This window comes from Isoptericola sp. NPDC056618 (assembly GCF_042792715.1).
In the GTDB taxonomy this organism is placed as follows: Bacteria; Actinomycetota; Actinomycetes; order Actinomycetales; family Cellulomonadaceae; genus Isoptericola; species Isoptericola nanjingensis.
Genome location: NZ_JBHTVZ010000003.1, coordinates 19,521 through 44,398, shown reverse-complemented (window position 1 = coordinate 44,398; position 24,878 = coordinate 19,521). Strand labels below are relative to the sequence as shown.

Genomic DNA, 24,878 nt, shown 5'->3' with positions numbered 1-24,878 from the left:
ACCCTCGGGGGATGACCACGACCCTCACGGAGGACCTGACGGCGGGCGGCGCGGGTGCCGGCAGCGCCGGCGACGACGTCGCGGCCGCCGTCCGCGACGTCGCCCGGCGGTCCCAGGTCGCGTCGCGGACGCTCGCGACCGCCACCAGGGCCACGAAGGACGCCGCGCTGCACGCGCTGGCCGACGCGCTCGAGGGCGCGGCCGACGAGATCGTGACGGCGAACGCCGACGACCTCGCCCGCGGGCGGGAGCGCGGCCTGAGCGACGGGCTGCTCGACCGGCTGGCGCTCACGCCGGCGCGGATCGGCGCCATCGCCGGCGCGCTGCGCGAGCTCGCCGGCCTGCCCGACCCGGTCGGCGAGGTGGTGCGCGGCCAGACGCTGCCGAACGGGCTGCGCCTGCGCCAGCTGCGCGTGCCGATGGGCGTGGTCGGCATGATCTACGAGGCGCGGCCCAACGTCACGGTCGACGCCGCGGGCCTGGCGCTGAAGTCGGGCAACGCGGTGATCCTGCGCGGCGGCAGCGCGGCGGCGTCGTCCAACGCGGTGATCGTCGACGTGCTGCGCCGGGCGCTGGAGGCCCAGGGCCTACCCGCCGACCTCGTGCAGACGATCGACGCGTACGGGCGCCCGGGCGGCGTCGCGCTCATGCAGGCGCGCGGGCTCGTGGACGTGCTCGTCCCGCGCGGCGGGGCCGACCTCATCCGCACGGTCGTCGAGTCGTCGACCGTGCCGGTCATCGAGACCGGGGTCGGCAACGTGCACGTGTACGTGGACGCCACGGCCGACGTCGCGAACGCCGTCGAGATCGTCATGAACGCCAAGACGCAGCGGGTCGGGGTGTGCAACGCGGCCGAGACGCTGCTGGTGCACGCGGACGCCGCGGAGGCGTTCCTCCCCGCGGCGCTCGCGGCGCTCGGCGGGGCGGGCGTGGTGCTGCACGGCGACGCGCGCACCGTCGCCCTCGCGCCCGAGTCGGTCGAGGTGCTCCCCGCGACCGACGCCGACTGGGGCACCGAGTACCTCGCCCTCGAGCTCGCCGTGCGCGTCGTCGACTCGCTCGACGACGCGATCGAGCACATCCACACCTGGTCGTCGGGGCACACGGAGGCGATCCTCACCCGGGACCTGGCCGCCTCCGAGCGCTTCGTCGCCGAGGTCGACTCGGCCGCCGTGATGGTGAACGCCTCGACGCGCTTCACCGACGGCGGCGAGCTGGGCCTCGGCGCCGAGATCGGCATCTCCACGCAGAAGCTGCACGCGCGCGGGCCCATGGGCCTGGCCGAGCTCACGACCACCAAGTGGGTCGTGCACGGCGACGGGCACGTCCGGCCCGCGTGAGAGACTGACCCCCGACCCTGCCCGTCAGCAACCCGTTGCCCACCCCGCACAGGAGGAACCCGTGCTGCACACCGCCGTCCAGGTGGCCCAGGAGGCCACCGAGCACGCCGAGACCATCTCCCCGATCGCGATGGGTCTGCTCGCGTTCGGTGGCCTGGTCGCCGCGCTCGTGGTGACGTACGCCTTCCGCAACGTGTCCAACCGCCACCACTGACGGCCCCCGTCCGGTCAGCGTGAACGAGCCGTCGTCGCAGCCGCGCCGTCCGCGCCTGGGCGTGATGGGCGGCACCTTCGACCCCATCCACCACGGGCACCTGGTCGCCGCCAGCGAGGCGGCGGCGCTGCTCGACCTCGACGAGGTCGTCTTCGTGCCCACGGGCAAGCCGACCTTCAAGCAGCACCAGCGGGTGTCCCCGGCCGAGCACCGCTACCTGATGACGGTGATCGCGACGGCGTCGAACCCCCGGTTCACGGTGAGCCGGGTCGACATCGACCGTCCGGGCCTCACCTACACCGTCGACACGCTGCGGGACCTGCACGAGCAACGACCCGACGCCGACCTGTTCTTCATCAGCGGCGCCGACGCGATCGAGCAGATCCTGACCTGGAAGGATGCCGCGCTCCTGTGGGAGATGGCACACTTCGTGGCTGTCACGCGGCCGGGGCACCAGCTCATGGTGGACGGCCTGCCCCACGACGGGGTCACGACGCTGGAGGTCCCGGCGCTGGCGATCTCGTCGAGCGACTGCCGTCGCAGGGCGCAGGCCGGCCAACCGGTGTGGTACCTGGTGCCGGACGGCGTGGTCCAGTACATCGCCAAGCACGGTCTGTATCGAGGTCTCGATGAGTGACAACAACCCGTCCCGCCCGCTGACCCGCCGCGAGATCCGCGAGCGGGAGCAGGCGGCCGCCGCCGCGCAGGCGAGCGCCGGTCCGCCTGCGCCGTCCGGGCCCGAGTACGGCGAGCCCGCCGCAGCGAGGTCGCCGTTCGCCCCGCCCGCCGGGCCGGCGCCGGCGCCGCGGTTCTCCGCGCCGGCGGCCAGCGCGCCGTCCCGCCGCTCCCTCCGCGAGCAGAGCCCGGCGCCCGCCCCCGCGCCCGCGCCGATGGTGCGGCCGCCGTCCACCTCCGCCGGGGTGCGCGGGCTGGACGAGACGGGTCGGCTGGCCCCGATCCAGCGACCGACCGGCGAGATGTCCCGCGCCGTCGCCCCGACGCCCTCGGTGCGTCCCGCGGCGCCGTCCGGCGCCCCGGCCGCGCCGCCCGCGCGTCCCTCGACCCGCCGTGACCAGGGCGCCGCCGCGGCGGGCTCCGCCACCGGGTACGGGTTGCCGCCGGTGGCCGCCCCGTCGAGCACCCCGGCGAGCGCCGCGCCCGCGGCCCCGGCGGCCAGCCCGCCGGCCACGGTCGCGCCGCGCCCCGACGGCGCCGCCCGTCGTTCCCCGTTCGCGACGACGGGCACCTCCTCGCCGTTCGGTGCCACGTCGGCCCCGGTGTCTGCGCCGCCCGCGCAGGCGGCCCCGAGCCCGGCGCCGACCGCCGCCCCCGCGTCAACGGCACCCCCGCTGCCCTGGGCCAGCCCGGCCACCGAACGGCCCGCGTCCGTGCCGCCGTCCCGCACCTCGGCGGGGGCCGCGCAGCCGGCGGCCGCGCCGGAGCGACCCGCCGCGTCCCCGTTCGACGCGCTGGTCGCGTCGGAGCAGCCCGTCCGGGCGCGCTCGGCCGCGCCGCTGGACGACGAGGACGACGACGAGGACTGGGACGAGCCCGAGGCGTCCTACACCTGGCTGCACTACATCGTCCTCGTGGTCGTCGCGTTCGTGCTGGGGCTCCTGGTCTGGAAGCTGCTGCTCGGGGACAACGGCGCCCAGGACTTCACGACCGACGGCGCCGCGCCCGCGAGCGTCGTCCTCCCGTACGAGCACCCCGGAGCCGCTGCATGACCGCCAGCCCCCGCGCCGTCGAGCTGGCGGTCGTCGCCGCTCGGGCCGCCTCGGACCGCAAGGCGCAGGAGATCATCGCGCTGGACGTGAGCGACCAGCTGGTGCTCACCGACGTGTTCCTCATCGCCTCGGGCACGAACGAGCGGCAGGTCTCTGCCATCGTGGACGCCGTCGAGGAGGCGATGTTCCTCGCCGGGTCCAAGCCGATCCGCCGCGAGGGCAAGGCGCAGGCGCGGTGGGTGCTGCTCGACTTCGGCGAGGTCGTCGTCCACGTGCAGCACGCCGAGGACCGCGTGTACTACGCGCTCGAGCGCCTGTGGAAGGACTGCCCGGCGGTCGAGCTGCCGGAGGACGCGCGCGGCGGCGACGGCGCGGCGGCCGCCGCCGAGTACGGCGACGGCGGGGGCGACGGAGCGATCCGGCTCGCGGGCGACGAGCGGTGACGGCCGGCACCGTCGTCCTGCTGCGGCACGCCCGCACCGCCTACAACGCCTCCCTGCGGCTGCAGGGGCAGATCGACATCCCGCTCGACGAGGTCGGGCGCTGGCAGGCCGCGGAGGGCGGCTCCGCGCTCGCGTCGTCGCACCGTGCGACGCGCATCGTGTCGTCCGACCTGGGCCGCGCCGTCGAGACGGCGAACGCCTACGCGGACGCGCTCGGCGGGGAGCCCCTGGTCACGGACGAGCGCCTGCGCGAGCGCGGCTTCGGCGACTGGGAGGGCCTCACGGGCGCCGAGCTGCAGGAGCGCTGGCCCGAGGAGTACGCGGCCTGGCGCCTCGGCGCCGAACCCGTGGGCGCGGGGGCCGAGACGAAGGCGGCGGTCGCGCAGCGCATGGCCGAGGCCGTGGCCGAGCACGCCGCGGACCTGGACGACGACGCGACGCTCGTCGTCGTGTCGCACGGGGCCGCCATCTCGCTGGCGGTGACGGCGCTGCTCGGGCTCGACCCGACCACCTGGCGCGGGCTGTCGGGCATGCACAACGTGCACTGGTCGCACCTGCACCGTGCGGGGGAGGGGGCCGTGCCGGCCTGGCGCCTCGTGGCGCACAACGTGGGCGCGGGGTACCCCCTGGACCGCTGGCAGGCGGGGCCGGACTGGAATTTGGAACCTGGCCCGAAGTCTGCCTAAGATATCGACGTTCCGAGGGGCGCAAGCCCGGAGGAACACACCGAATCAGACGAATCGCCTGGCCGTCCGCGGTCGCGAGAGTCGGTTCTCGGGGCTGTGGCGCAGCTGGTAGCGCACCTGCATGGCATGCAGGGGGTCAGGGGTTCGAGTCCCCTCAGCTCCACCCCGACGAGAAGGCCCGGAACCTCATGGTTCCGGGCCTTCTTGCGTGACCAGGGGTTTCACGGTGCGGGACGCCCTTGCGCCGTCGCCGTGGTCGCCTAGGGTCGGACCTGCGGCCGCGTCGTCGGCCGCCACATCTGAAGACACCCATGACAGGGGAGCGCCGTCGAAGGGGCGCTGAGAGTGCGGGCACAGCCGCAGACCCTTGGAACCTGCTCCGGTTAGCACCGGCGAAGGGAGTTACCTGGAATGTCCGCGCCCACTGTCCTGCGCAGCCCGTCCCTGCGGTACCGCACCGTCGACCTCGTCACCGTGGCCATGCTCGGCGTGGCCGTCGGTGTCGTCTTCTGGGGCTGGACCCAGCTCTACCACCTGCTCTCCGCCGGGCTGGCCGTCGCCTTCCCGCCGGCCACCGGGCTGCTCGGGGGCGGCTGGCTGCTCGGCGGCGTGCTGGGCGGCCTCATCGTCCGCCGCCCGGGCGCGGCGCTGCTCACCGAGGTCGTCGCCGCGAGCGTCGAGGCACTGCTCGGCGCCGGCTGGGGCTTCTCGGCGATCGTCTCCGGCGTCGTCCAGGGGTTCGGCGCCGAGCTCGTGCTCGCCCTGTTCCTCTACCGCCGGTTCGGCACCGCCGTCGCGGCCCTGGCGGGTGCGACGGCGGGCGCGTGCGGCGCCGTCTACGAGTGGTTCGCCTACTACCCGGACTGGGCGTGGGGCTTCCGGCTGGCGTACCTGGGCCTCTTCGCGCTGTCCGGCGCGCTGCTCGCGGGCCTGGGAGGCGCGGCGCTCGTGCGCGCCCTCGCGCGGGCCGGCGTGCTCGACGCGTTCGGGCCGGGGCGCGACCTCGCCGACCGCGGCGACGGTCGTGCCGCCGATCGCGCCCGGGCCTGACGGCGTGGCGCGCGACGACGTCCGGGCGCTCGTGCGGGGGCTGAGCTGGCGGCCCACCGGGCGCCGGGCCCCGACGATCGAGGGCCTCGACCTCGCCGTCGGCGCGGGGGAGTGCGTCGGCCTGGTCGGGCCGAGCGGGGCGGGCAAGTCGACCGTGCTGCACGCCCTGGCGGGGGTCCTGGGGGACCCGCTGCCCGGTGACCTGTCCGGCACCGTCCACGTGGACGGCGGGGTGGGGCTCGTGCCGCAGGACCCGGGCTCCGCGGTCGTCGCGGCCCGGATCGGCCGGGACGCCGCCTTCGGCCCCGAGAACTCCGGCCTGCCGCGGGAGGAGATCTGGCGTCGGGCCCGGGAGGCTCTCGACCGGGTCGGGCTGCGGTACCCGCCCGACCGGCCGACGTCGGCCCTCTCGGGCGGCGAGCTGCAGCGGCTCGCGCTCGCGGGGGCGCTGGCGAGCGCTCCGGGCCTGCTGCTCCTGGACGAGCCGACCGCGATGCTCGACCCCGCCGCCGCGGCCGAGGTCCGCGCCGCCGTCGTCGGCGCGCTGGAGGGTACGGACACCGCCCTCGTGGTGGTCGACCACCACGTCGGGCCGTGGCTCGAGCACCTGGACCGCCTCGTGGTGCTCGGGCCGGGGGGCCGGGTCACGCACGACGTCGCGCCCGCCGCGCTGCGCGACGGCGCGGCCGGCCCGCGCGGCGACCTGACGCGCGCCGGCGTCTGGCTGCCCGGGGTGGCGGCGCCCGCCCCGCTGCCCGTCCCGGCCGCGCTGGTCGCGCCGGACGACGCCGGGCCGGAGGTCTCGGTCGACGCCCTCGAGGTCGACCTGACGACGCGCGGCCTGCGCGGCCGTACCACCACGCGGGCGCTCGACGGCGTGGCCGCGCGACTGCCTGCGGGGCGCCTCACGGCCGTCACGGGGCCCTCGGGGGCAGGGAAGTCCACGCTCGTCGCCACCCTCGCGGGGCACCTGCGGCCGACCGGCGGCGAGGTGCGGGGCGTCCCGGGGCGTACCGCCCCCTCGCGAGACCTTGCACGGTCGTGCGGCTGGGTGCCGCAGCACCCGGAGCACGGCCTGCTCGCCCTGCGCGTGCGGGACGAGGTGGAGCTCACCGGAAGCCGCCTCGGAGTCCCGGTGGACGTGGACGAGGTGCTCGCGCTGCTGCGCCTGGACCACCTCGCCGACGCGCACCCGTTCCGGCTGTCCGGCGGCGAGCAGCGGCGGCTCGCGCTGGCGGCCGCGCTCGCGCACCGGCCGGGGCTCGTGCTGCTCGACGAGCCGACCGTCGGCCAGGACCGGGGGACCTGGGCGGCGGTGGCCGGGTGGGCCACCGCCGCCGCCCGGCACGGCGCCACCGTCGCGGCCAGTACCCACGACGCGCACCTCGTCGCCCTCGCCGGGCACCAGGTGCGGCTCGGCGGCGCGGCACGGGAGCGACAGGCGGTGGCGGCATGACCGGCGTGCTGGGGCGCGTGAACGCCCTCGTGCTCGTGGCGCTCGGGCTGCTCGGGCTGGTCGCCTCCCTGGGCGTCCGGGACGTCGCGAGCGCCGGCGTCGCGCTGGGCGCCTGCCTGGCTTTCGGGCTGGTGCTCCTGCCGCGCGGGGCCGGCGCGCCGGCCCGGTACCTCGCGGTCGTGGTCGCCGTCGCGTCGGTGGCTTGGTCCACCTGGCTGCTCGGCGGCCGCGACCCGGTGGAGGCCGCCGTCGCGGGGGCCCGCATCGCGGTGCTCGCGCTGCCGGGCGTGGCCCTCGCCCCGCTCGTCGACCCGAGCGCGCTGGCCGACCAGCTGGGCCAACGGCTGCGCCTGCCGGCGCGCTTCGTCGTCGGGGTCGCCGCGGCGCTGCAGCGGTTCGAGCGGCTCGGTGCGGTGTGGGAGCAGGCGTCGCGGGCCCGCCGGTCGCGCGGCGTCGGGCCCGGTCGGGGCCCGCTCTCGCGGGCCCGCCACGCGGCGTCCGTGACGTTCGCCGTCCTGGCCGCCACCCTGCGCGACGCGGCCGCCATGTCCGTCGCGATGGACGCCCGCGGCTTCGCCTCCGCCCACCACCGCACCTGGGCGGAGCCGGCGGCATGGACCCGCACCGACACCGTCGTGCTCGCTTGCGGCACGCTCGTCGCGGCGCTGCCGTTCGCCGTCCTCGTCGGGTAGCGGTCGCGCGGTAGGCGCCGCCCAGGAGCCGCGGGGCGCAGAATGGGCAGCGGGAGGTGCTCGATGGCCCGCCAGGTGCACGACTTCGACGCCCTGTACGCCGCCGATGCCCCGCCGCCGTGGGAGATCGGCCGCCCGCAGCCGGCGCTCCTGGCGCTCGTGCGGCGGTCGGTGCTCGCCGACCCGGTGCTCGACGTCGGGTGCGGCACGGGCGTGCTGGCGCTCGCCGTCGCCCGGGCGGGCCACCGGGTGGTGGGCGTGGACGCCGCGGCGCACGCGATCTCCCGCGCGCGGGAGCGGGCCGCTGGGGCGATCCTCGACCCGCCGGGCGAGGTGCGCTTCGACGTCGCGGACGCGCGCCGGCTCGACCGCCTGGGCCTCCGGCCGCGGACCGTCCTCGACTCGGGGCTGCTGCACACCCTGGACGACGCCGGCCGCGCGGCCTACGTGGCGGGGCTGGAGGCGATCTGCCCGTCCGACGCGCTCGTCGCCGTGCTCGCGATGTCCGTGGACGCCGGGCTGGGCTGGGGCACGACCGCCGACCGGCTGCGCGCGGCGTTCGAGGCGCCCGCGTGGTCGGCCACGGTGATCTCGGACGCCGAGATCGCCGCGCGCACCGCGGGGGAGGAGGTCAGCCTGCCGGCGCTGCTCCTCACGACGAGGCGCGCGTGACGAGACGTCGGTGAACGGACGGGCCTCGGTCAGGCCCCGTGCGATAGGAAGGGTGCGTGCCCTCCCCGCCCCTCTTCCCGTTCCGCAGCGTCGTCCTCGGGGCGTTCCTCCCCACCCTGGTGCTGGAGATCGGCATCGGCGCGCTGCTGCCGGTCGTGGCGGTCACCGCCACCGGCCGCGGCGCGACCCTCACGGTCGCCGGGCTCGTGGCCGCGCTGCTGCCGCTCGGCAAGATCGCGTTCGACCTGCCGGCCGGTGCCCTCTCCCAGCGCCTCGGCGACCGGGTGGCGATGCTGGTGGCCGGCAGTGTCGCCGTCGTGGCGTTCACGACGATCGCGCTGTCCTCGGCGCTGTGGGGCCTGGCGCTGGGCGTGCTCGCCCTCGGCGCGGCGAACGCCGTCTTCAACCTCGCCCGGCAGGCGTACCTCACGGAGATCACGCCGCCGCTGCGTCGGGCGCGGGTCATGTCGACGCTCGCGGGGGTGCACCGCATCGGGCTGTTCCTGGGGCCGTTCGCGGGCGCCGCGGTGATCGCGGCGACCTCGCTGCACGGAGCGTTCTGGCTGGGCACCGGCTCGGCCTTGGTGGCGGTGCTGGTGATCGCCCTGGTGCGGCCGGAGCCGCGGGCCGACGCCCCGCTGCCGCGGCCCGCCGGCGGGCCGCGCGTGTCCATCGCCGCGGTCGCGCGCGAGCACCGCCAGCTGTTCGCGACCCTCGGCGTCGCCATCCTGCTCGTGAGCGCCGTGCGCGGCGCGCGGCAGACCGTCATCCCGCTGTGGGGCGAGCACCTGGGGCTCGACGCCGAGGTGACGTCGCTCGTCTTCGGCGTCTCGGGCGCCCTGGACATGCTGCTGTTCTACCCGGCGGGCAAGGTGATGGACCGGTTCGGCCGGCTGTGGGTGGCCGTCCCGTCCATGCTCACGATGGCGGTGGGGCTGGCGGTGCTGCCGTTCGCGCACACCGCGGGAGCGCTCGCCGTGGTCGCCGCCCTGCTGGGGGTGGGCAACGGCATGGGCTCGGGCATCGTCATGACGCTGGGCGCCGACGTCGCACCTGCCGCGGTGCGGCCCACGTTCCTCAGCGTGTGGCGGCTCTTCCAGGACACGGGCGACGCGCTCGGCCCGCTGATCCTGTCGGCGGGGGCGGCGCTGGGCTCGCTCGCGGCCGGGGTGTGGGCCACCGCAACGCTGGGCGGCGCGTCCGCGGCCGCCCTCGCGCGCTGGGTGCCGCGGTACTCCTCGCTCGCGAACCTCGTGCCGCCCCGGCGCCGGCGGACCTGACGCCGACGCCTCAGGCGCGCCGGTGCACGCCCAGCCCGCGGCCGCCGGGCGCCACCGCGTCGCACAGCTCCCCGCGCCCGTCGTAGTCCCCGCCGTCCTGGGGCCGGTAGGGCACGAAGGGCCCGTCCGGCAGCGCGAGCAACCGGCGGCGCAGGTCGTCCGCGGCCGCGGCGAAGCCGGCGTCGTCCAGACGGCTCGCGCCGGGCACGAGCACCGGCTCGGCCACCTGCATGCCCGTGTACCAGAACGTGCCGTGCAGCAGCGGGAACAGCACCTCGGCGAGGTCGCCGTGCAGGCCGCGCGGGCCGAGCCCGGTGCCCGCCCCGACCGTGACCACGGCGAGCGCGCGGCGGCCGGCCAGCCCGCCGTCGCCGTACCGGCGCGTGCGGCCGGCCTGGTCGCGCACGTTGTACGCGTAGCCCTGCACGAGCACCCGGTCGAGCCAGCCCTTGAGGATCGCGGGCGTGCCGTGCCACCACAGGGGGAACTGCACGACGACCGTGTCGGCCTGGGCGAGCTTGTCGTGCTCGGCCCGGATGTCGGGCGCGAGCGTACCGCCGCGCAGCGCGCGCTCCGAGGCGCCCGCGACGTCGAGCCGGTCGCCGTCGCCCACGGCGTCGCCGAAGTCGGCGGCCGTGACCACGGGATTCCAGCCCATCGCGTACAGGTCGGACTCGACCACCTCGTGCCCGGCCCCGCGCAGCGCGCGGACCCCCTCGTCCCGCAGTCGCGCCGTGAGCGACCGCGGTTCCGGATGGGCCAGCACCCACAGCACCCGCATCGGACCGTCCTTCCCGTCGGGGACAGGCGCCGGTCGGCCGCCCGTCCTTCCAGGGTGCCGGGCGGGCCACCGGGCGGCCAGTGGCCGGAAGGCCACGATGTGCAAGGATCGAGCCATGCCTGCGAGACGGACGCGCGCACCCCGCCGGCACCTCGTCGCGGTGCTGGTGCGCGACGGCGTGATGCCGCTCGAGCTCGGCGCGGTGCACCAGCTCTTCGGCGTCGCGCGCGACGCCGGCGGCGAGCGGCTCTACGACGTGCGCACGTGCGCGGCGGCCACGGGACCCGTGCGGACCGACGCGGACTTCATGATCGACGTCCCGCACGGCCCGGGCGTGCTCGCGCTCGCCGACACCGTCGTCGTGCCGGCGTCGCACGCGCTGGACGACGTCGACGAGGACGACGCCGTCACCCCCGGCCTGCTGGCGACCGTCCGCCCGGACGCGCGGGTCGCGTCCATCTGCACCGGGGCGTTCGCGCTCGCCCGCGCCGGGCTGCTCGACGGGCGACGCGCGACGACGCACTGGCTGTCGGCCGACCGGTTCCGGCAGGCGTTCCCGAGGGTCGACCTGCACCCGGACGTGCTGTTCACCGAGGACGGCCGCGTCTTCACGTCGGCCGGCGAGGCGGCGGGCATCGACCTGTGCCTGCACCTCATCCGCTCCGACCACGGCGCGGTGGTCGCGAACGACGTCGCCCGCCGGAGCGTCGTGCCGCCGTTCCGCGACGGCGGCCAGGCGCAGTACGTCGACGCCCCGGTGCCCGAGCCGACCGGGGGCCACACCGGCCCCGCGCGTGCGTGGGCGCTCGAGCACCTCGACCACCCGCTCTCCCTGGACGACCTCGCCCGGCACGCGTCGATGAGCACCCGCACCTTCACCCGCCGGTTCCGGAGGGAGGTCGGCGTCTCGCCCGGGGCCTGGCTCCTGCAGCAGCGCCTGCTGCGGGCGCGCGACCTGCTGGAACGCACCGACCTCCCCGTGGACGTCGTCGCGCGCCGGGCCGGGTTCGGCACCGGGGCGTCGCTGCGCCAGCACTTCGCGCGGGCGCTGGGCGTCTCGCCCGCCGCCTACCGTGCGACCTTCGGCCCCGGCCCAAGACATCAGAACGTGACGGAGGTCGTCCCGCGAGTTCCTTGACGGGGCGGGCCTCGGGCACCTACATCTGGTTGATGGAGGTCTTCGAGAAGTGGGAATCCGAGATCCGGGGGTACAGCCGCACGTACCCCACGGTGTTCGCCTCGGCGTCGAACGCGCGGCAGGTGGACGAGGCCGGCCGTAGCTACGTCGACTTCTTCGCCGGCGCGGGGGTGCTGAACTTCGGGCACAACAACCCGCGCATGAAACGCGCCATGATCGAGTTCCTCGAGGCCGACGGTGTCGCGCACAGCCTCGACATGGCGACCACCACGAAGCGCGACTTCATCGCGAAGTTCGTCTCCACGGTGCTGGAGCCGCGCGGCATGACGATGAGGCTGCAGTTCATGGGCCCCACCGGCAGCAACGCCGTCGAGGCGGCGCTCAAGCTCGCCCGCAAGGTCACCGGGCGGCGGGAGGTGGTCGCCTTCACGCACGGGTTCCACGGCATGACCCTCGGGTCGCTCGCGCTCACGGGCAACGACGTCTTCCGCCGGGCCGCCGGGGTGCCCCTGGAGAACGTGCACCGGCTGCCCTTCGAGACCGCCCCCGGGGGCGGTCTCGCGTCGCTCGAGGCCTACCGGGCGCAGCTCGCCGACGTGTCGAGCGGCCTGCTGCCCCCGGCCGCGTTCGTCGTCGAGACGATCCAGGCCGAGGGCGGCGTCAACGTGGCGAGCGCCGAGTGGCTGCACGCCGTGCAGCGCCTCGCCCGCGACGTCGGGGCGCTGTTCGTCATCGACGAGATCCAGGTGGGCTGCGGCCGCACCGGCAGCTACTTCAGCTTCGACGGCATGGGGCTCGACCCCGACGTCGTGTGCCTCGCCAAGGGGATCGGCGGCTACGGGACGCCCCTGGCGATGAACCTCAACCGGCCCGAGCTGGACGCGCACTGGGCGCCGGGGGAGCACACCGGCACCTTCCGCGGCCAGGGCCTGTCGTTCGTGGCCGGACGCGAGGCGCTGACGTACTTCGACGACGACGAGCTCATGACCCAGGTGCACGCCAGGGCCGAGCGAATGGTGTCCGTGCTGGACGAGCTGGCGGCCGTGGCCCCCGACCGCGGGTTCGCCGTGCGCGGCCGCGGCATGATCCAGGGCCTGGACGTCGTCGACGGCGCGTTCGCCAAGGCGGTCGCGGCGGAGTGCTTCGCCCGAGGGCTGCTCATCGGCCCGTGCGGCAGCGGCGGGCGCGTGCTCAAGCTCATCCCGCCCCTGACCATCCCCGACGACGACCTCGACGAGGGCCTGGAGATCCTCGCGGGGGCGGTGCGCGACACCCTCTAGCGCCCCCGACCGGGGGCGCGTGACACCAGCTGAAGGAGGCCGGCATGCGGCAGCGCGACGACATGACGTTCCCGTTCGAGGAGTACGCGAGGCGCCTCGGCGACCTGCGCCGCCGCATGGCGGAGCGGATGCTGGACGCGGTGGTCATCACCGACCCCGAGAACCTCATGTACCTCACGGACTACCAGACCACGGGGTACTCCTTCTTCCAGGCGCTGGTCGTGCCGCTCGAGGACGAGCCGTTCATGATCACCCGCGCCATGGAGGAGTCGAACGTGCACGCCCGCACGTGGGTGGAGCTGACCCGTCCCTACCCGGACACGGGCGACGCCATCCAGAGCCTGGTGCAGTCCCTGCGAGAGTTCGGCCTCGACACCAAGGACGTCGGGTACGAGCGCAACAGCTACTACTTCCCGGCCTACCACCAGGACTACATCCACAACTCGTTCACCGACGGCCGCCTGCTCGACTGCTTCGGCATCGTGGAGGAGGGGCGCGTGACCAAGTCGGACGCCGAGATCGCCGTCATGCGGCGCGCCGCGCGCGCCACGGAGGTCGGGATGGCGGCGGGCATCGAGGCAGTCGCCGCAGGGGTGACGGAGAACGAGATCGCGGCGGAGATCGCGTCGGCGATGTTCCGCTCCGGCGGCGAGTTCCCCGCGGTGATGCCGTACGTCACCTCGGGGCCGCGGAGCATGATCGGGCACGCGACGTGGGAGGGGCGCACCGTGCAGCCGGGAGAGCACGTCTTCCTCGAGGTCGGTGGCTGCTTCCGGCGGTACCACACCGCGATGATGCGCACCGTGGTGCTCGACGACCTGTCGCGCAGCATGCTGGTGGCGCAGGAGCGGATGAAGCTGGCGCTCGCGGAGGTCAAGGCGGCCATCCGGCCCGGGCTCACCGTGTCCGACGCCGACAACATCGTGCGGAACATCATCTCGGACAACGGCGTCGGCGCACGGCTGGTGACCCGGTCGGGGTACTCGATCGGCATCGCGTTCCCGCCCAGCTGGGACGAGGGCTACATCGTCAGCCTCAACCAGGGCGACCCGCGCGTGCTCCGGGAGGGGATGACGTTCCACATCATCCCGTGGATGTGGGGCGTCGACGGCGACAAGACCGTCGGCATCTCCGACACGGTCCGGGTGACGGCCGACGGGTGCGAGTCGTTCTTCACCCTGGCCGAGGACTTCACCTGCAAGCCCGAGCACGCCGCGGGGAGGGCGGAGGGCGAGCCCCTCTCGCTCGTGCAGGACACCACCACGGACGCCACCGAGGAGGAGACCGCATGATGCTGATCGCGACCGACCCGAGCACGGGCGAGGTGGTCCGCGAGGTCCCGGCGGCGACGCCGGGCGAGGTGGACACCACCCTGGCGGCCGCCGAGGCGGCGCGGGCCGCGTGGCGGGACCGGGGGCTCGTCGGACGCGCCGAGGTGCTGCACGCGGTGGCGGCGGACCTCCGCGCGCGGGCCGACGAGCTGGCGCCCCTCATGACGCAGGAGATGGGCAAGCCGATCTCCGAGGCGCTCGGCGAGGTCGAGAAGGCGGCCTGGTGCGCGGACCACTACGCCGAGCACGCGGCGGCTTACCTGGCGACCGAGGAGATCGCCTCCGACGCGACGCGCAGCTACGTGCAGCACCTCCCGCTGGGCACGGTGCTCGGCGTCCTGCCGTGGAACGCGCCGTTCTGGCTGGCCCTGCGCTTCGCGGCGCCCGCCCTCATGGCGGGCAACACGGGCGTGCTCAAGCACGACCCGCACGTGCCGGGCTGCGCGGAGGCGATCGGCGACGTGTTCGCGCGGGCGCTGTCGGCGTCGGGCGCGCCGCAGGGCGTGTTCCTCAACCTGCCGCTGGAGACCGCGGACGTCGCCGGCGTCATCCGGGACCGGCGCGTGCAGGCGGTGTCGTTCACCGGGTCGTCGCGCGGGGGGTCGGCCGTGGCCAGCGTCGCGGCCGCCGAGATCAAGCCCGCGGTGCTGGAGCTGGGCGGCTCCGACCCGTGCGTGGTCCTCGCCGACGCCGACCTGGACGCCGCAGCCGACACCATCGCCCTGTCGCGCATCATCAACGCGGGCCAGTCGTGCATCGCCGCGAAGCGGATCATCGTCGAGGACGCGGTGCACGACGCGCTGGTCGACCGGCTCCGGGACCGGCTCGCCGCGCTGAAGGTGGGCGACCCGCGCGACCCCGCCACGCAGGTGGGGCCGATCGCCCGCGCCGACCTGCGCGAGAACCTGCACCGTCAGGTCACGCAGACGGTGCAGGCGGGGGCGCGCCTGCTGCTCGGCGGCGAGCTGCCCGACGGCCCGGGTTGGTACTACCCGCCCACCCTGCTCGACGACGTCACCGACGACATGACCGCCGCCTGCGAGGAGACGTTCGGTCCGGTCATGGCGGTGCTGCGGGCCGCCGACGCCGACGAGGCGCTCGAGGCCGCGAACCGGACCGAGTACGGCCTGGCGGCGAGCGTCTGGTCGACGCCGGAGCGCGGCGAGGCGATGGCCCGCCACATCGCGGCCGGTCAGGTCTCGGTGAACGGCATCGTCAAGACCGACCCCCGGCTGCCCAGCGGAGGGGTGAAGCGCTCCGGCTACGGGCGCGAGCTCGGCCCGCACGGCATCAAGGAGTTCGTCAACGTGCAGCAGGTGTGGGTCGGCCCGCGCCAGGGCTGAGCCCGGCGCGGGCCGACCGTACGGGGACGACGGTCGTCAGTCCACCGTGGCGAAGCTGGGGTGCGGCGGCTGGTTGTACGCCGTGTTCTGCCACGCGACGGCCAGCCGGTACTGCCGGTCCTCCATGAGCGACGGGTGCGCGATGTCGGTCGGGATGTCCGTGGAGTAGATCCGCAGCGCGCTGGAGTCGGTCGTGCGGAAGACGACCTCCTCGCGCCAGTCGCCGAGGATGTCGGCCTGGAGCGCCGGCGTCGCCTTGGTGCCGTTGTTGGACGCGACCCCCGCACCCGTGAGCAGTCGGGTGTCGCCGCTCGCGCCGTACTTGTCGATGTGGGTGTCGTCCAGCAGCTCGCGCTGCCCGTCGCCGTCCCACCAGATCACGAAGTTGGTGGAGCCCGGCTTACGACCCACCTCGGAGCCGTCCGTCGCGCTGCGCAGGCCGGAGACCTTGGACGACCAGACCTCGGCCCCGGGGTTGTCCGCGGTGATGTCCGCGGCCACGCCGCGGCCGTTGTCGGAGCCGGCGGCCGGAGCGCTGGAGAGGATCCTGCCGGTGGCGGCGTCGGCGACCCAGTGCGCGGGGTCGCTGCCGGACTCGGACGGCTTGAACACCTCGAGCCCGGGGTTCGACGGCACGAGGTCGCTCACGTGGTAGGCGTCGCCGTGGTGGGTGCCGTTCTGCCACAGCCCGTACCCGTTGTCGTCGATCGCCATCGAGCCGTAGAGGATCTCGTCGCGGCCGTCGTCGTCCACGTCCGCGATCGAGAGCTGGTGGTTGCCGCGTCCCGTCCAGTCGGGCCCGTTGGTCGACGAGCTGGAGTCGAACGTCCAGCGGCGGGTGAGCGCGCCGTCGCGGAAGTCCCACGCGGAGACGGCCGTCTTGGCGTAGTAGCCGCGCCCCATGACGATGCTCGGCCGGGACCCGTCGAGGTACGCCGTGCCCGCGAGGAAGCGGTCCACCCGGTTGCCGTACGTGTCGCCCCAGTCGCCGACGTTGCCGCGGGCGGGCCGGAAGTCGACGGTGTCGAGCTCGGCGCCGTCGGTGCCCCGGAAGACCGAGAGGAACTCTGGTCCGCTGAGCACGTAACCGCTGGAGTTGCGGTGGTCGGCGTCGCCGTCCCCGATGACCTGACCGGTGCCCGAGACGGTGCCGTCGCCGGTCTTCACGGCGACTTCGGCGGCGCCGTCGCCGTCGTAGTCGTAGACCTGGAACTGCGTGTAGTGCGCCCCGGCGCGGATGTTGCGGCCGAGGTCGACGCGCCACAGCCGCTCGCCGTCGAGTTCGTACGCGTCGAGGTAGACGTTGCCCGTGACGCCGGACTGCGAGTTGTCCTTGGCGTTGCTCGGGTCCCACTTCAGGACGATCTCGTACTCGCCGTCGCCGTCGAGGTCGCCCACCGACGCGTCGTTCGCGGAGTAGGTGTACCCGTCGCCGGCGGGCGGCACGTCCAGCGGGACGTCGAGCGAGCTCGCCTCGGCGCCCGCGACGGGCGCGAGCGTGAGGGACTCGCCGGCGACCTGCCCGGCGGCGTCCTCGGCGGTGCCGGCGGACAGCGCGGCCCTGGCGCGCGCGGCCCCGTCCCCGACAGCGAGGACGGCGTAGCGGGCGTCGGCGGGCGCGCCGCGGTCGAGGAACGATGTCGCGCCGGTCACGGCGGGCCCGGGCACCCGGACGCCGTCGCGGTAGACGTGGAACGCCGCGTCGCCGCCGTCGGACGCCAGAAGGCGCCAGCTCACGCGGTTGCCGTCGGCGCCGGGCGTGCTGATCACCGCCCGGCCGCCGGGCGACGCGTCCGCGGCGGACGCCGGCACCGCGGGGGCGGGCGGGGCGCCGGCGGCGAGGGCGGGGGAGGCGAGGGCGAGCGCGCAGAGCGCGCCCACGGCGGTGGCGAGCGTGGTGGTGGCTGCGGTCGTGCGGAGAGTCGGCAGCATCGTTGCTCCGTTCCGGTTGAGACGATTCACACCGTTCGGGACCGAGGCTGCCAGAAACCGGTTGCCCACGTCACCCCCGGGTCTCACGACGTGGGACGTACGGGAGGGCCGGCGCTCAGGGCTTGGGGATGCTGGTCACCGTCGTGAGGAGGAAGACCGAGTCCTCCAGCGCGCTGACGGCGTGCCGCTCGTGGGTCAGCACGCGCAGCTGCCCGGCGTGGACCTCGTCGTTCCCGTCGAGCGCGGTCACCCGCACGCGCCCGTGCAGCACCAGGACCGAGGCCGCGGGCGGCGAGTTGTGCTCGCCCAGCTCGATCCCCTCGACCAGCGCCAGGATCGTCTGCCGCAAGGGGCCGTCGTGCACGACGACCTCCGCGCTGCGGCCGTTCTCCGCGGCGCGGGCCTTGTCGAGGTGGGTCGTCGTGAGGGCGTCCAGGTCGGCCATCAGGGGGCTCCGTCCGTCGGTCGGCACGCGGGTCCGCGTCGTCGCGGGCCCGCGGCCCTCACCGTACCCGCGGACGCCGCGCGTCGGGGTCGTGGCGGGTCAGGCAGTGCCGTCGATCATCCCCAGCCGGGCGAACGCCTCCGCGACGCCGCCGCGCGCGGGCCCGGGCACCACGAAGTCCGCCTCGGCGAGGACGGCCGGCGGCGCGCCCTCGACCGCCACGGCGGTGCCCGCGTACTGGAGCATCTCGACGTCGTTGTACCCGTCGCCGACGCCGACCGCCTGCGCGGCCGTGAGCCCCAGGTGCTCGATCACGGCCGCCATCCCGACGGCCTTGTGCACCCCGGCCAGGTGGATCTCCCCGGCGTTGTCGCCCGTGTCCGCGTAGGACGAGGGGAGGATGCCGACCTCGGGGCCGAGCTCGGTGCGCAGGCCTGCGATCGGCACGCGCGAGTCGAAGTAGCTGATCTTGGCGTACCGGACGCCCGCGAGGTCGCCGGGCATCCGCAGCACGTCGAGGATCTCGTGGGGTGCCGCGTCCCCGCGGACAGCGAGGCGGGCGTCGAGGCCGACCGGCCCGTACACCGCGTCGGGGGTCTCCAGCAGGTACGCGACGTCGTGGGCGTCGAGCACGTGCCGCACGCGCGTCGCGAGGTCGTCGGGGAAACGGAGGTCGGCCACGACCTCGCCGTCGAGCCGGACGAACGCACCCGCCGTCGCCACGATGCCGTCGAAGCCCGCCGCCAGGAGCGACGGCGGCAGCATCGACTCGGGGCGGCCGGTGCACAGCAGCACCCGGTGGCCGGCGCGCCGCGCGGCACGGACGGCCTCCTCGTGCGCGGGCGGCACCGCACCGTGGTCCGCGTAGGTGCCGTCCACGTCCAGGAACGCCACGCGCGCCCCGTCACTCATCGAACCCGACACGGGCGCAGTCCTCCAGGTCTTCGGCGTCGTCGTGGGCACCGTCGAGCCTAACCGCGGCGTCGGTGTCCCGTGGTTGGCTGCCCACGTGACGACGAGCACCCCGCGCGCCGAGACCTGGTCCATGATCCGTGCCGAGCGCGAGGCGCTCGCGGACGAGCTCGAGGAGCTCGACGACGCGGCGTGGGCCGGGCCTTCGTTGTGCGGGGACTGGACCGTGGAGGACGTCGTCGCGCACCTCACGGCGGGCGCGAGCACCGGCCGGTGGGCCTGGCTGCGCAGCATCGTCGGGGCGCGGTTCGACGCCGACCTGCACAACGCGCGGCGCCTGGCGGAGCACCGCGGCGCGACGCCCGTCGAGACGCTCGAGCGCTTCCGTGCCGTCGCGACCGGCACGGTCGCGCCGAGCGGGCACACGGCCGCGTGGCTGGGCGAGTCGTCGTGCACGGGCAGGACGTCCGCACGCCGCTCGGCATCCCGCGCGTGCCGCCGGTCGCCGCGACCACCGAGGTGGCGCGCTTCTTCGCCGCGCGCGACTTCACCGTCCCCGGCCGGAGCGTCGCGCGCGGCCTGCGCCTCGAGGCGACCGACGGCCCGTTCGCGCACGGCCACGGCCCCGTGGTCCGCGGCAGCACCCTCGCGCTCGTCATGGTGCTGGCGGGCCGGCGGGTGTTCTGCGACGCGCTGACGGGCGAGGGGCTGGCACGGGTGCGGGAGCGCGTCTAGGCGCCCTCGGCCTCGGCGCCGGCCCTGGCGTAGAGACCGGCGAACTCTGCGGACGGCGGGATCGGGGTGACGACGTCGACGAGCACGCCGTCGGGCCCGGCCACGATGAAGTGCCGCTGGCCGAACGCCTCGTCGCGCAGCGGCAGCAGCACGTCGTGTGCGCCCCTGGCGAGGACGCGGGCGTGCACGGCGTCGACGTCGTCCACCTCGACGGTGACGAGGACGCCGGCCGCGCGGGCGCCCCGGGCGGGCTCGGGGATCGTCTCGTGGTCCGCGTCGACGACGGCGAGCTCCGCCGTGCCGGAGCGCAGGCTGACGTACCAGTCCGAGGAGAACGTCGGCGTCATGCCGAGGAGGTCGGCGTAGAAGCGCGCGGCTCCCGGGACGTCCGAGGCGGCGAGGACGGGGTACAGGCTGGTGATCATGACGACTCCCGGAGGGTTTACGTACGGCGTGTACGTATCTATACATTCATGGTGTCGGTAACCTGTCAACCATGCCGAGGAGATCGAGGGCGGAGAGCGAGGCGACGGCGGCCGCGATCCTCGCCGCCGCGCGTGGGCTGTACGCGGCGCGGGGGTACGCCGCCGTGGCGGTCGAGGAGGTCGCCGCGGCGTGCGGCGTGACACGGGGCGCCGTGTACCACCACTACGGCAGCCGCGCCGGGCTGTTCGCCGCGGTGCACGCGGACGTGACCGCGGCCGTCGGCGCGGAGATCGAGCGCGCGACCGACGGCCTCGGCGACCCGTGGGAGAGCCTCGAGGCGGGCTGCCGCGCCTTCCTGTCGGCGGTCGTCGCCGACGACGCCCGGCAGGTCGTGCTCGTCGACGGGCCGGCCGTGCTCGGCTGGGCGCGCTGGCGCGAGGACGACGCCGCGAGCTCGGGGCGGTTGCTCGACGAGGTGCTCGGCGAGCTCGCGGACGCCGGACGGGTGCGCGCCGCCGACGTGCCCGCCACGTCCGCACTGCTGTCCGGGGCCATGAACGAGGCGGCTCTCTGGGTGGCCGCCTCGCCCGACCGCGACCGCGCGCTCGAGCAGGCGTGGGCCGCGCTGAGCCGCCTGCTGCGCGGGATCGAGGCCTGAGCCCGACGGGTCTGCCGGGCTCGAGGCCGCGTCAGGTGACCGCTCCGAGCTGCCAGGGCACGAACTCGTCGGCGCCCAGGTCGAGCTCCTCCGAGACGGTCTGCTCCCCGGACGCGACGGCGAGGATCTTCTCGAACAGCTCCTCGCCCACCTCCTCGACGCTCAGCCCGGTCTCGACGATCCGGCCGGCGTCGAGGTCCATGTCCTCGCTCATGCGGCGGTAGGTGTCGGAGTTCGTCGCGACCTTGATCGACGGCGACGGCTTGCAGCCCAGCACGGAGCCCCGGCCGGTCGTGAAGACGACGACGTTCGCGCCTCCCGCGACGATGCCCGTCACGGACACCGGGTCGTAGCCGGGCGTGTCCATGAAGGTCATGCCGCGCTCGGTGACGGGTTCGGCGTACTCGTGCACCGCGACGAGGTCGGCGGTGCCCGCCTTGGCGACGGCGCCGAGCGACTTCTCGAGGATGGTCGTGAGACCGCCCGCCTTGTTGCCGGGGGACGGGTTGTTGTCGAGCGTGCCGCCGCCGGCCGCCGCGTAGCCCTGCCACCAGTCGAGCCGGTCGAGCAGGCGCTGGCCCACCTCCCGCGACACGGCGCGGCGCAGCAGCAGGTGCTCGGCGCCGAACACCTCGGGCGTCTCGGCGAGGATCGACGTGCCGCCCTGCGCGACGAGCAGGTCGGAGGCGTGGCCGAGCGCGGGGTTGGCCGTGATCCCCGAGAACCCGTCGGAGCCGCCGCAGTTGAGGCCCAGCACGAGCTCGGACGCGGGGGCCTCCTCGCGTCGCAGCGCGTCGATCGCGGGCAGCATCTCGGTGACGGCGGCGACGCCCGCGCGCACGGTCGCGCGGATGCCGCCGGTGTCCTGGATGGTGAGCGTGCGCACGGGCAGGTCGTCGCGCAGCTCCAGGCCGTCGAGCACGGAGGCGGCGGGCAGCATCTCGCAGCCGAGCCCGACGACGAGCAGCCCGGCCATGTTCGCGTGGGACGCGTAGCCGCGCAGCGTGCGCAGGGTGACCTGCGCGCCCTCCGACGTCGGGACCAGGCCGCAGCCGGTGTCGTGCGTGAGCGCGACGACGCCGTCGACGTGGGGGTAGGCGTCGAGCACCGGGCCGCGGAACTGGTCCGCGATCATCCGGGCAGTGGACGCCGAGCAGTTCACCGACGTGAGGATGCCGACGTAGTTGCGGGTGCCCCAGCGGCCGTCCGAGCGGCGGTAGCCCTGGAACGTGCGGCGCGTCGTGGGCTCGGGGAGAGTGGTGCGCGCGGTGCCGAACTCGTACTCGCGGGCGCCGTCGTCCATGCCCAGGTTGTGCGTGTGCACGTGGTCGCCCGACACGACGTCCTTCGTCGCGCGGCCGATGGACTGCCCGTACTTGCGCACCTCCGTGCCGGCCGCCACGGGGCGGACGGCGAGCTTGTGGCCCCGGGGCAGGGTCGAGCGGGTGGTCGCCTCGGTGCCGTCGGGCAGGCGCACCGTGGTGCCCGTGGGCACCTGGCGCGTCGTGACGGCGACGTCGTCGGCCGGCCGGAGCAACAGCGCGACGTCGGCGAGGTCGACGACGTCCGGCAGCGGCGGATCGGCGGGAGCGCCCGGCGTGGGGGTCGCCGCGAGCGGCAGCAGCGGGTGGTGCGGGGCGGTGCTCATCGGATCGCGACCTCGGGATCGGTGGAGAGGGGACGGGCGTCGGTGACGGCGGGGGCGGGAGTCGCCGGCGCGGTGGACGCGCGCACGACGAGCTCGACGGGCAGCCGGCGGTGCTCGGGCTCGGGGGAGCCGCCGGCCAGCAGGTCGACGGCGACCCGTCCGGCCCGGGCCAGCGGCACGGCGACGGTGGTCAGGGCGGGAGTCACGAGCGACGCCGCGGCGACGTCGTCGAACCCGACGACGGACACGTCGGCGGGCGTGGCGACCCCGCGCGCGTGCAGCCGGGCCAGGACGCCGAGGGCGACGAGGTCGTTGAAGCACAGCACCGCCGTGGCGCCGGCCGCGAGCGCGAGGTCCGCGGCCTGGACGCCGCCCCCGTGCGTCGGCCGGAAGGTGCCGAGGTCCAGCACGGCGTCGCCGGTCGTGACCGTCGAGAGCGTGGCCAGCGCCGTCCGGCGCTCGGCGTCCGACCACGAGGTGCGCGGCCCGCCGGCGTAGGCGACGACGTCGTGCCCGAGGGCGCGCAGGTGGTCGAGCGCCTGGCGCACCCCGTCGGCGATGTCGAACGAGACCGACGGCACGCCGGGCGCCTCGCGGTTGACCAGCGCCACCGGGCCGTCCGCGGACACCAGCAGCGGCCGGAGCCGGTCGGCGGGCAGGCGCGGCGAGCAGAGCACGAGCCCGTCGACCCGGTCGCCGAGCCGGGTGATGACGTCGGGCTCGACGGTGACGTCCTCGTCGGTGTCGGCGACGAGGACCTCGCGGCCGGTCTCCCGGGCCCGCGCCTGCACGCCCTTGGCGACAGCCGCGAAGAACGGGTTGGCGAGGTCGGGCACGACCAGCCCGACCGTGCCGGTGCTGCCGGTGGTCAGCGCGCGGGCCGCGGGGTGGGGCCGGTAGCCGAGCGACTCCGCGGCCCGGGCCACCTGCGCGCGGTTGGCCGCCGACACGTGCGGCGCGTCGCTCATCGCGCGCGACGCGGTGGCGAGCGAGACGCCCGCCGCGCGTGCGACGTCGCGGAGCGTGACCACGCGGACCTCCGGGGTTGAGCCACGCTGGAACCGGTTCCAGCGTGTTTCACCCTAGCGGTTCGTCGGGCGCTGCGGAAGCCCGCGCCTCCCGCGCCGGTCAGTGGACGGGATAGTGGCTGGTGATCGCGACCCGGTTCCAGGCGTTCATCACGACCGCGAGCCAGCCGACGGCGCCGGCCTGCTCGTCGGTCAGGGCGTCCCGGTCGGGCTGTGGCCGCTCCGGCACGTCGAGCCGGGTGACCTGCTCGGCGAGGGCGAGGGCGGCGCGCTCGGCGGCGGTGAAGTACTGCGACTCCCACCAGGCGGCGAGGACGGCGAGGCGGTCCGTGCTCTCGCCCTGGGCCAGGGCGTCGCGGGTGTGCATCCGCAGGCAGAACGCGCACCCGTTGAGCTGGGAGACCCGAAGCTTGACGAGCTCGACCAGCAGGGGGTCGAGGCCCGCCGCGGTGCACGCGGCGGCGGCCTCGCCGTCGAGCGCGAGGAGGGACTTGTAGGCCGCGGGGTGCGTCTTGCCGAGGTTGATCGTGGTCACGGGGATCCTTCGGTTCGTCGGTGATGGTGTCGCGCTTGCCCTCCTGACGATGCACGCGAGCGGGACGTCAGGCCTGGCGGGCGGGCGTGGCGCGGGCAGGCATAGTGTCGGCGCGGTGGCGCGGGGACGGCGGACGAGAGGGAACGGGTCGTGATGGGCGAGGACGGCGGGGACGGTGCGCTCCTCGACGGGGAGCGACGTCGGCTCGTCGGCCTGGCGTACCGGATGCTCGGGACGACGGCGGAGGCCGAGGACGCGGTCCAGGAGGCGTTCGTCCGCTGGTACCGCCTCGACACGTCCGAGCGGGCGGCGGTCGTGAACCCCGCCGCCTGGCTGACCCGGGTCACGAGCAGGGTGTGCCTGGACGTGCTCGGCAGCGCGCGGGCGCGCCGCGAGCGGTACGTCGGGCCATGGCTGCCCGAGCCGGTGCCCGGCGACGTGTTCGCGCGGGCGACCGGGGCCGACGGCGCCGACGTCGCCGACCCGGCGGAGCGGGTCGCGCGGGACGAGTCGGTGAGCACCGCGCTCCTCGTGGTGCTGGAGGCGATGACGCCCGCCGAGCGGGTGGCGTTCGTGCTGCACGACGTCTTCGGGTACTCCTTCGCCGAGGTGGCGGAGACGTTGGGGCGCACGCCGGCCGCGTCCCGGCAGCTGGCGAGCTCGGCGCGGGCCCACGTGCGGGACGGCCGGGCGGGGGAGGCGGGCCCGGGTGAGCACGACCGCGTGGTCGCGGCCTTCGCGCGTGCGGCGGACGGCGGAGACCTGGCCGCCCTCACGGCGCTGCTCGATCCGTCGGTCGAGCTGCGTTCCGACGGGGGCGGCGTGGTGCGGGCGGCGCTCAACCCGGTCCACGGCTCGTCGAAGGTGGCGCGTTTCCTGCTCGGCGTCCTGGACCGGCAGGCGGACGCGCGGCTGGAGCTGCGCACCACGGCGGACGGCGCGGCTCTGACGTTCGTGCGCGGCGGACGTGTCACCGGGGTGGTGAACCTCCGCGTGGTCGACGGGCAGGTCGCCGCGGTGTGGGTGCAGTGGAACCCGGGCAAGCTCACCCGCTGGAACCCGCCCTCCTGACATCTCGTGCGGCTGCGTCGTCGGACGGTCGACAACCCACCGACCGAAGGAGCGG

26 protein-coding genes, 1 tRNA gene, 1 pseudogene and 1 riboswitch are annotated in these 24,878 nt (G+C 75.5%); of the genes and pseudogenes, 20 read left to right on the top strand and 8 right to left on the bottom strand.

The window, feature by feature from the left end; genetic code table 11:
* The first annotated feature begins 11 nt into the window (after window positions 1–11).
* The 12 genes from ACFQ8T_RS06095 to ACFQ8T_RS06040 all read left to right on the top strand — a co-directional run bounded on the left by ACFQ8T_RS06095 (window position 12) and on the right by ACFQ8T_RS06040 (window position 9,560).
* The gene (locus ACFQ8T_RS06095; RefSeq protein WP_430545662.1) at window positions 12–1,340 is read left to right on the top strand and encodes a glutamate-5-semialdehyde dehydrogenase; all 1,329 of its coding nucleotides are present in this window, start codon (window positions 12–14) and stop codon (window positions 1,338–1,340) included.
* A gap of 61 nt (window positions 1,341–1,401) precedes the next feature.
* Window positions 1,402–1,554, top strand: a complete 153-nt coding sequence (locus tag ACFQ8T_RS06090) for a hypothetical protein (RefSeq protein WP_430545661.1) — start codon at window positions 1,402–1,404, stop codon at window positions 1,552–1,554.
* A gap of 64 nt (window positions 1,555–1,618) precedes the next feature.
* Window positions 1,619–2,191 (top strand): nicotinate-nucleotide adenylyltransferase, encoded by a 573-nt coding sequence (gene nadD / locus ACFQ8T_RS06085; RefSeq protein WP_430545895.1) that lies wholly within the window; start codon window positions 1,619–1,621, stop codon window positions 2,189–2,191.
* On the top strand, window positions 2,184–3,281 hold the full coding sequence (locus ACFQ8T_RS06080; protein ID WP_430545660.1) for a hypothetical protein: 1,098 nt from the start codon (window positions 2,184–2,186) through the stop codon (window positions 3,279–3,281). The genes nadD and ACFQ8T_RS06080 overlap by 8 nt, the downstream gene beginning before the upstream one ends.
* Window positions 3,278–3,724, top strand: coding sequence for a ribosome silencing factor (gene rsfS, locus ACFQ8T_RS06075; protein WP_430545659.1), 447 nt, complete (start codon window positions 3,278–3,280; stop codon window positions 3,722–3,724). Before ACFQ8T_RS06080 ends, rsfS begins: the two co-directional genes overlap by 4 nt.
* On the top strand, window positions 3,721–4,410 hold the full coding sequence (locus ACFQ8T_RS06070; RefSeq protein ID WP_430545658.1) for a histidine phosphatase family protein: 690 nt from the start codon (window positions 3,721–3,723) through the stop codon (window positions 4,408–4,410). The genes rsfS and ACFQ8T_RS06070 overlap by 4 nt, the downstream gene beginning before the upstream one ends.
* A gap of 90 nt (window positions 4,411–4,500) precedes the next feature.
* A tRNA-Ala gene (locus ACFQ8T_RS06065) sits at window positions 4,501–4,573 on the top strand.
* A gap of 143 nt (window positions 4,574–4,716) precedes the next feature.
* Window positions 4,717–4,828: riboswitch (TPP riboswitch) on the top strand.
* Window positions 4,822–5,460, top strand: a complete 639-nt coding sequence (locus tag ACFQ8T_RS06060) for an ECF transporter S component (RefSeq protein WP_430545657.1) — start codon at window positions 4,822–4,824, stop codon at window positions 5,458–5,460. (Overlaps the previous riboswitch by 7 nt.)
* Window positions 5,435–6,916, top strand: coding sequence for an ATP-binding cassette domain-containing protein (locus ACFQ8T_RS06055; protein WP_430545656.1), 1,482 nt, complete (start codon window positions 5,435–5,437; stop codon window positions 6,914–6,916). The genes ACFQ8T_RS06060 and ACFQ8T_RS06055 overlap by 26 nt, the downstream gene beginning before the upstream one ends.
* Window positions 6,913–7,608 (top strand): energy-coupling factor transporter transmembrane component T, encoded by a 696-nt coding sequence (locus tag ACFQ8T_RS06050; protein WP_430545655.1) that lies wholly within the window; start codon window positions 6,913–6,915, stop codon window positions 7,606–7,608. Before ACFQ8T_RS06055 ends, ACFQ8T_RS06050 begins: the two co-directional genes overlap by 4 nt.
* A gap of 63 nt (window positions 7,609–7,671) precedes the next feature.
* Window positions 7,672–8,280 (top strand): class I SAM-dependent methyltransferase, encoded by a 609-nt coding sequence (locus ACFQ8T_RS06045; RefSeq protein WP_430545654.1) that lies wholly within the window; start codon window positions 7,672–7,674, stop codon window positions 8,278–8,280.
* A 56-nt stretch (window positions 8,281–8,336) separates the two neighbouring features.
* Window positions 8,337–9,560: an MFS transporter gene (locus ACFQ8T_RS06040; RefSeq protein ID WP_430545653.1), complete on the top strand. Its 1,224-nt coding sequence runs from the start codon at window positions 8,337–8,339 to the stop codon at window positions 9,558–9,560.
* Window positions 9,561–9,570: 10 nt separating this feature from the next.
* Here the strand turns inward: ACFQ8T_RS06040 and ACFQ8T_RS06035 are convergent, their stop codons facing one another.
* Window positions 9,571–10,341 carry an NAD(P)H-dependent oxidoreductase gene (locus ACFQ8T_RS06035; RefSeq protein WP_430545652.1) on the bottom strand — a complete coding sequence of 257 codons (771 nt, stop codon included), beginning with the start codon at window positions 10,339–10,341 and terminating at the stop codon, window positions 9,571–9,573.
* Between the two features lie 115 nt (window positions 10,342–10,456).
* Between ACFQ8T_RS06035 and ACFQ8T_RS06030 the strand changes: the two genes are divergently transcribed.
* From ACFQ8T_RS06030 to ACFQ8T_RS06015, 4 genes are read left to right on the top strand one after another with little or no spacing between them, the layout of a single operon-like run.
* Complete coding sequence (locus tag ACFQ8T_RS06030; protein WP_430545651.1) at window positions 10,457–11,479, top strand: GlxA family transcriptional regulator; 1,023 nt, start codon at window positions 10,457–10,459, stop codon at window positions 11,477–11,479.
* Window positions 11,480–11,511: 32 nt separating this feature from the next.
* Entirely contained in the window at window positions 11,512–12,759 is a 1,248-nt protein-coding gene (locus ACFQ8T_RS06025) for an aspartate aminotransferase family protein (RefSeq protein WP_430545650.1), read from the top strand.
* Window positions 12,760–12,803: 44 nt separating this feature from the next.
* The gene (gene doeA / locus ACFQ8T_RS06020; RefSeq protein ID WP_430545649.1) at window positions 12,804–14,051 is read left to right on the top strand and encodes an ectoine hydrolase; all 1,248 of its coding nucleotides are present in this window, start codon (window positions 12,804–12,806) and stop codon (window positions 14,049–14,051) included.
* Window positions 14,048–15,433: an aldehyde dehydrogenase family protein gene (locus ACFQ8T_RS06015; protein WP_430545648.1), complete on the top strand. Its 1,386-nt coding sequence runs from the start codon at window positions 14,048–14,050 to the stop codon at window positions 15,431–15,433. Before doeA ends, ACFQ8T_RS06015 begins: the two co-directional genes overlap by 4 nt.
* A gap of 36 nt (window positions 15,434–15,469) precedes the next feature.
* Here the strand turns inward: ACFQ8T_RS06015 and ACFQ8T_RS06010 are convergent, their stop codons facing one another.
* The 3 genes from ACFQ8T_RS06010 to ACFQ8T_RS06000 all read right to left on the bottom strand — a co-directional run bounded on the left by ACFQ8T_RS06010 (window position 15,470) and on the right by ACFQ8T_RS06000 (window position 18,704).
* Window positions 15,470–17,365 (bottom strand): rhamnogalacturonan lyase, encoded by a 1,896-nt coding sequence (locus ACFQ8T_RS06010; RefSeq protein ID WP_430545647.1) that lies wholly within the window; start codon window positions 17,363–17,365, stop codon window positions 15,470–15,472.
* A 115-nt stretch (window positions 17,366–17,480) separates the two neighbouring features.
* Window positions 17,481–17,810, bottom strand: a complete 330-nt coding sequence (locus ACFQ8T_RS06005) for a cupin (RefSeq protein ID WP_430545646.1) — start codon at window positions 17,808–17,810, stop codon at window positions 17,481–17,483.
* A 99-nt stretch (window positions 17,811–17,909) separates the two neighbouring features.
* Entirely contained in the window at window positions 17,910–18,704 is a 795-nt protein-coding gene (locus ACFQ8T_RS06000) for an HAD hydrolase family protein (RefSeq protein WP_430545645.1), read from the bottom strand.
* A gap of 151 nt (window positions 18,705–18,855) precedes the next feature.
* On the opposite strand from ACFQ8T_RS06000, the pseudogene ACFQ8T_RS05995 reads away from it, so the two are divergent.
* Together ACFQ8T_RS05995 and ACFQ8T_RS05990 are read left to right on the top strand one after the other, a co-directional pair.
* A pseudogene (locus ACFQ8T_RS05995) lies at window positions 18,856–19,086 on the top strand (maleylpyruvate isomerase family mycothiol-dependent enzyme); the annotation flags it as partial.
* Window positions 19,087–19,154: 68 nt separating this feature from the next.
* Window positions 19,155–19,457, top strand: a complete 303-nt coding sequence (locus tag ACFQ8T_RS05990) for a hypothetical protein (RefSeq protein WP_430545902.1) — start codon at window positions 19,155–19,157, stop codon at window positions 19,455–19,457.
* Here ACFQ8T_RS05990 and ACFQ8T_RS05985 read toward each other — a convergent pair.
* Entirely contained in the window at window positions 19,454–19,882 is a 429-nt protein-coding gene (locus ACFQ8T_RS05985) for a VOC family protein (protein WP_430545644.1), read from the bottom strand. The genes ACFQ8T_RS05990 and ACFQ8T_RS05985 overlap by 4 nt on opposite strands.
* 71 nt (window positions 19,883–19,953) lie before the next feature.
* Between ACFQ8T_RS05985 and ACFQ8T_RS05980 the strand changes: the two genes are divergently transcribed.
* Entirely contained in the window at window positions 19,954–20,541 is a 588-nt protein-coding gene (locus ACFQ8T_RS05980) for a TetR/AcrR family transcriptional regulator (protein WP_430545643.1), read from the top strand.
* Window positions 20,542–20,572: 31 nt separating this feature from the next.
* On the opposite strand, the gene ACFQ8T_RS05975 is transcribed toward ACFQ8T_RS05980, so the two are convergent.
* From ACFQ8T_RS05975 to ACFQ8T_RS05965, 3 genes are all read right to left on the bottom strand, one after another.
* Complete coding sequence (locus tag ACFQ8T_RS05975) at window positions 20,573–22,189, bottom strand: UxaA family hydrolase (RefSeq protein WP_430545642.1); 1,617 nt, start codon at window positions 22,187–22,189, stop codon at window positions 20,573–20,575.
* Complete coding sequence (locus tag ACFQ8T_RS05970; RefSeq protein WP_430545641.1) at window positions 22,186–23,220, bottom strand: LacI family DNA-binding transcriptional regulator; 1,035 nt, start codon at window positions 23,218–23,220, stop codon at window positions 22,186–22,188. The genes ACFQ8T_RS05975 and ACFQ8T_RS05970 overlap by 4 nt, the downstream gene beginning before the upstream one ends.
* 97 nt (window positions 23,221–23,317) lie before the next feature.
* The gene (locus ACFQ8T_RS05965; protein WP_430545640.1) at window positions 23,318–23,752 is read right to left on the bottom strand and encodes a carboxymuconolactone decarboxylase family protein; all 435 of its coding nucleotides are present in this window, start codon (window positions 23,750–23,752) and stop codon (window positions 23,318–23,320) included.
* A gap of 153 nt (window positions 23,753–23,905) precedes the next feature.
* Between ACFQ8T_RS05965 and sigJ the strand changes: the two genes are divergently transcribed.
* Window positions 23,906–24,823, top strand: coding sequence for an RNA polymerase sigma factor SigJ (gene sigJ, locus ACFQ8T_RS05960; RefSeq protein ID WP_430545894.1), 918 nt, complete (start codon window positions 23,906–23,908; stop codon window positions 24,821–24,823).
* Window positions 24,824–24,878 lie beyond the last annotated feature (55 nt).

What these genes read in the sequence shown, in the direction of transcription:
- ACFQ8T_RS06050 (WP_430545655.1), top strand. Translation starts at nt 6,913, where the DNA reads ATGACCGGCGTGCTGGGGCGCGTGAACGCCCTCGTGCTCGTGGCGCTC.
- ACFQ8T_RS06060 (WP_430545657.1), top strand. Translation starts at nt 4,822, where the DNA reads ATGTCCGCGCCCACTGTCCTGCGCAGCCCGTCCCTGCGGTACCGCACC.
- ACFQ8T_RS06005 (WP_430545646.1), bottom strand. Translation starts at nt 17,810, where the DNA reads ATGGCCGACCTGGACGCCCTCACGACGACCCACCTCGACAAGGCCCGC.
- doeA (WP_430545649.1), top strand. Translation starts at nt 12,804, where the DNA reads ATGCGGCAGCGCGACGACATGACGTTCCCGTTCGAGGAGTACGCGAGG.
- ACFQ8T_RS05985 (WP_430545644.1), bottom strand. Translation starts at nt 19,882, where the DNA reads ATGATCACCAGCCTGTACCCCGTCCTCGCCGCCTCGGACGTCCCGGGA.
- ACFQ8T_RS06095 (WP_430545662.1), top strand. Translation starts at nt 12, where the DNA reads ATGACCACGACCCTCACGGAGGACCTGACGGCGGGCGGCGCGGGTGCC.
- ACFQ8T_RS06010 (WP_430545647.1), bottom strand. Translation starts at nt 17,365, where the DNA reads ATGCTGCCGACTCTCCGCACGACCGCAGCCACCACCACGCTCGCCACC.
- ACFQ8T_RS06015 (WP_430545648.1), top strand. Translation starts at nt 14,048, where the DNA reads ATGATGCTGATCGCGACCGACCCGAGCACGGGCGAGGTGGTCCGCGAG.
- ACFQ8T_RS05980 (WP_430545643.1), top strand. Translation starts at nt 19,954, where the DNA reads ATGCCGAGGAGATCGAGGGCGGAGAGCGAGGCGACGGCGGCCGCGATC.
- ACFQ8T_RS06025 (WP_430545650.1), top strand. Translation starts at nt 11,512, where the DNA reads ATGGAGGTCTTCGAGAAGTGGGAATCCGAGATCCGGGGGTACAGCCGC.
- ACFQ8T_RS06030 (WP_430545651.1), top strand. Translation starts at nt 10,457, where the DNA reads ATGCCTGCGAGACGGACGCGCGCACCCCGCCGGCACCTCGTCGCGGTG.
- nadD (WP_430545895.1), top strand. Translation starts at nt 1,619, where the DNA reads ATGGGCGGCACCTTCGACCCCATCCACCACGGGCACCTGGTCGCCGCC.
- ACFQ8T_RS06035 (WP_430545652.1), bottom strand. Translation starts at nt 10,341, where the DNA reads ATGCGGGTGCTGTGGGTGCTGGCCCATCCGGAACCGCGGTCGCTCACG.
- sigJ (WP_430545894.1), top strand. Translation starts at nt 23,906, where the DNA reads ATGGGCGAGGACGGCGGGGACGGTGCGCTCCTCGACGGGGAGCGACGT.
- ACFQ8T_RS05975 (WP_430545642.1), bottom strand. Translation starts at nt 22,189, where the DNA reads ATGAGCACCGCCCCGCACCACCCGCTGCTGCCGCTCGCGGCGACCCCC.
- ACFQ8T_RS06080 (WP_430545660.1), top strand. Translation starts at nt 2,184, where the DNA reads ATGAGTGACAACAACCCGTCCCGCCCGCTGACCCGCCGCGAGATCCGC.
- ACFQ8T_RS06045 (WP_430545654.1), top strand. Translation starts at nt 7,672, where the DNA reads ATGGCCCGCCAGGTGCACGACTTCGACGCCCTGTACGCCGCCGATGCC.
- rsfS (WP_430545659.1), top strand. Translation starts at nt 3,278, where the DNA reads ATGACCGCCAGCCCCCGCGCCGTCGAGCTGGCGGTCGTCGCCGCTCGG.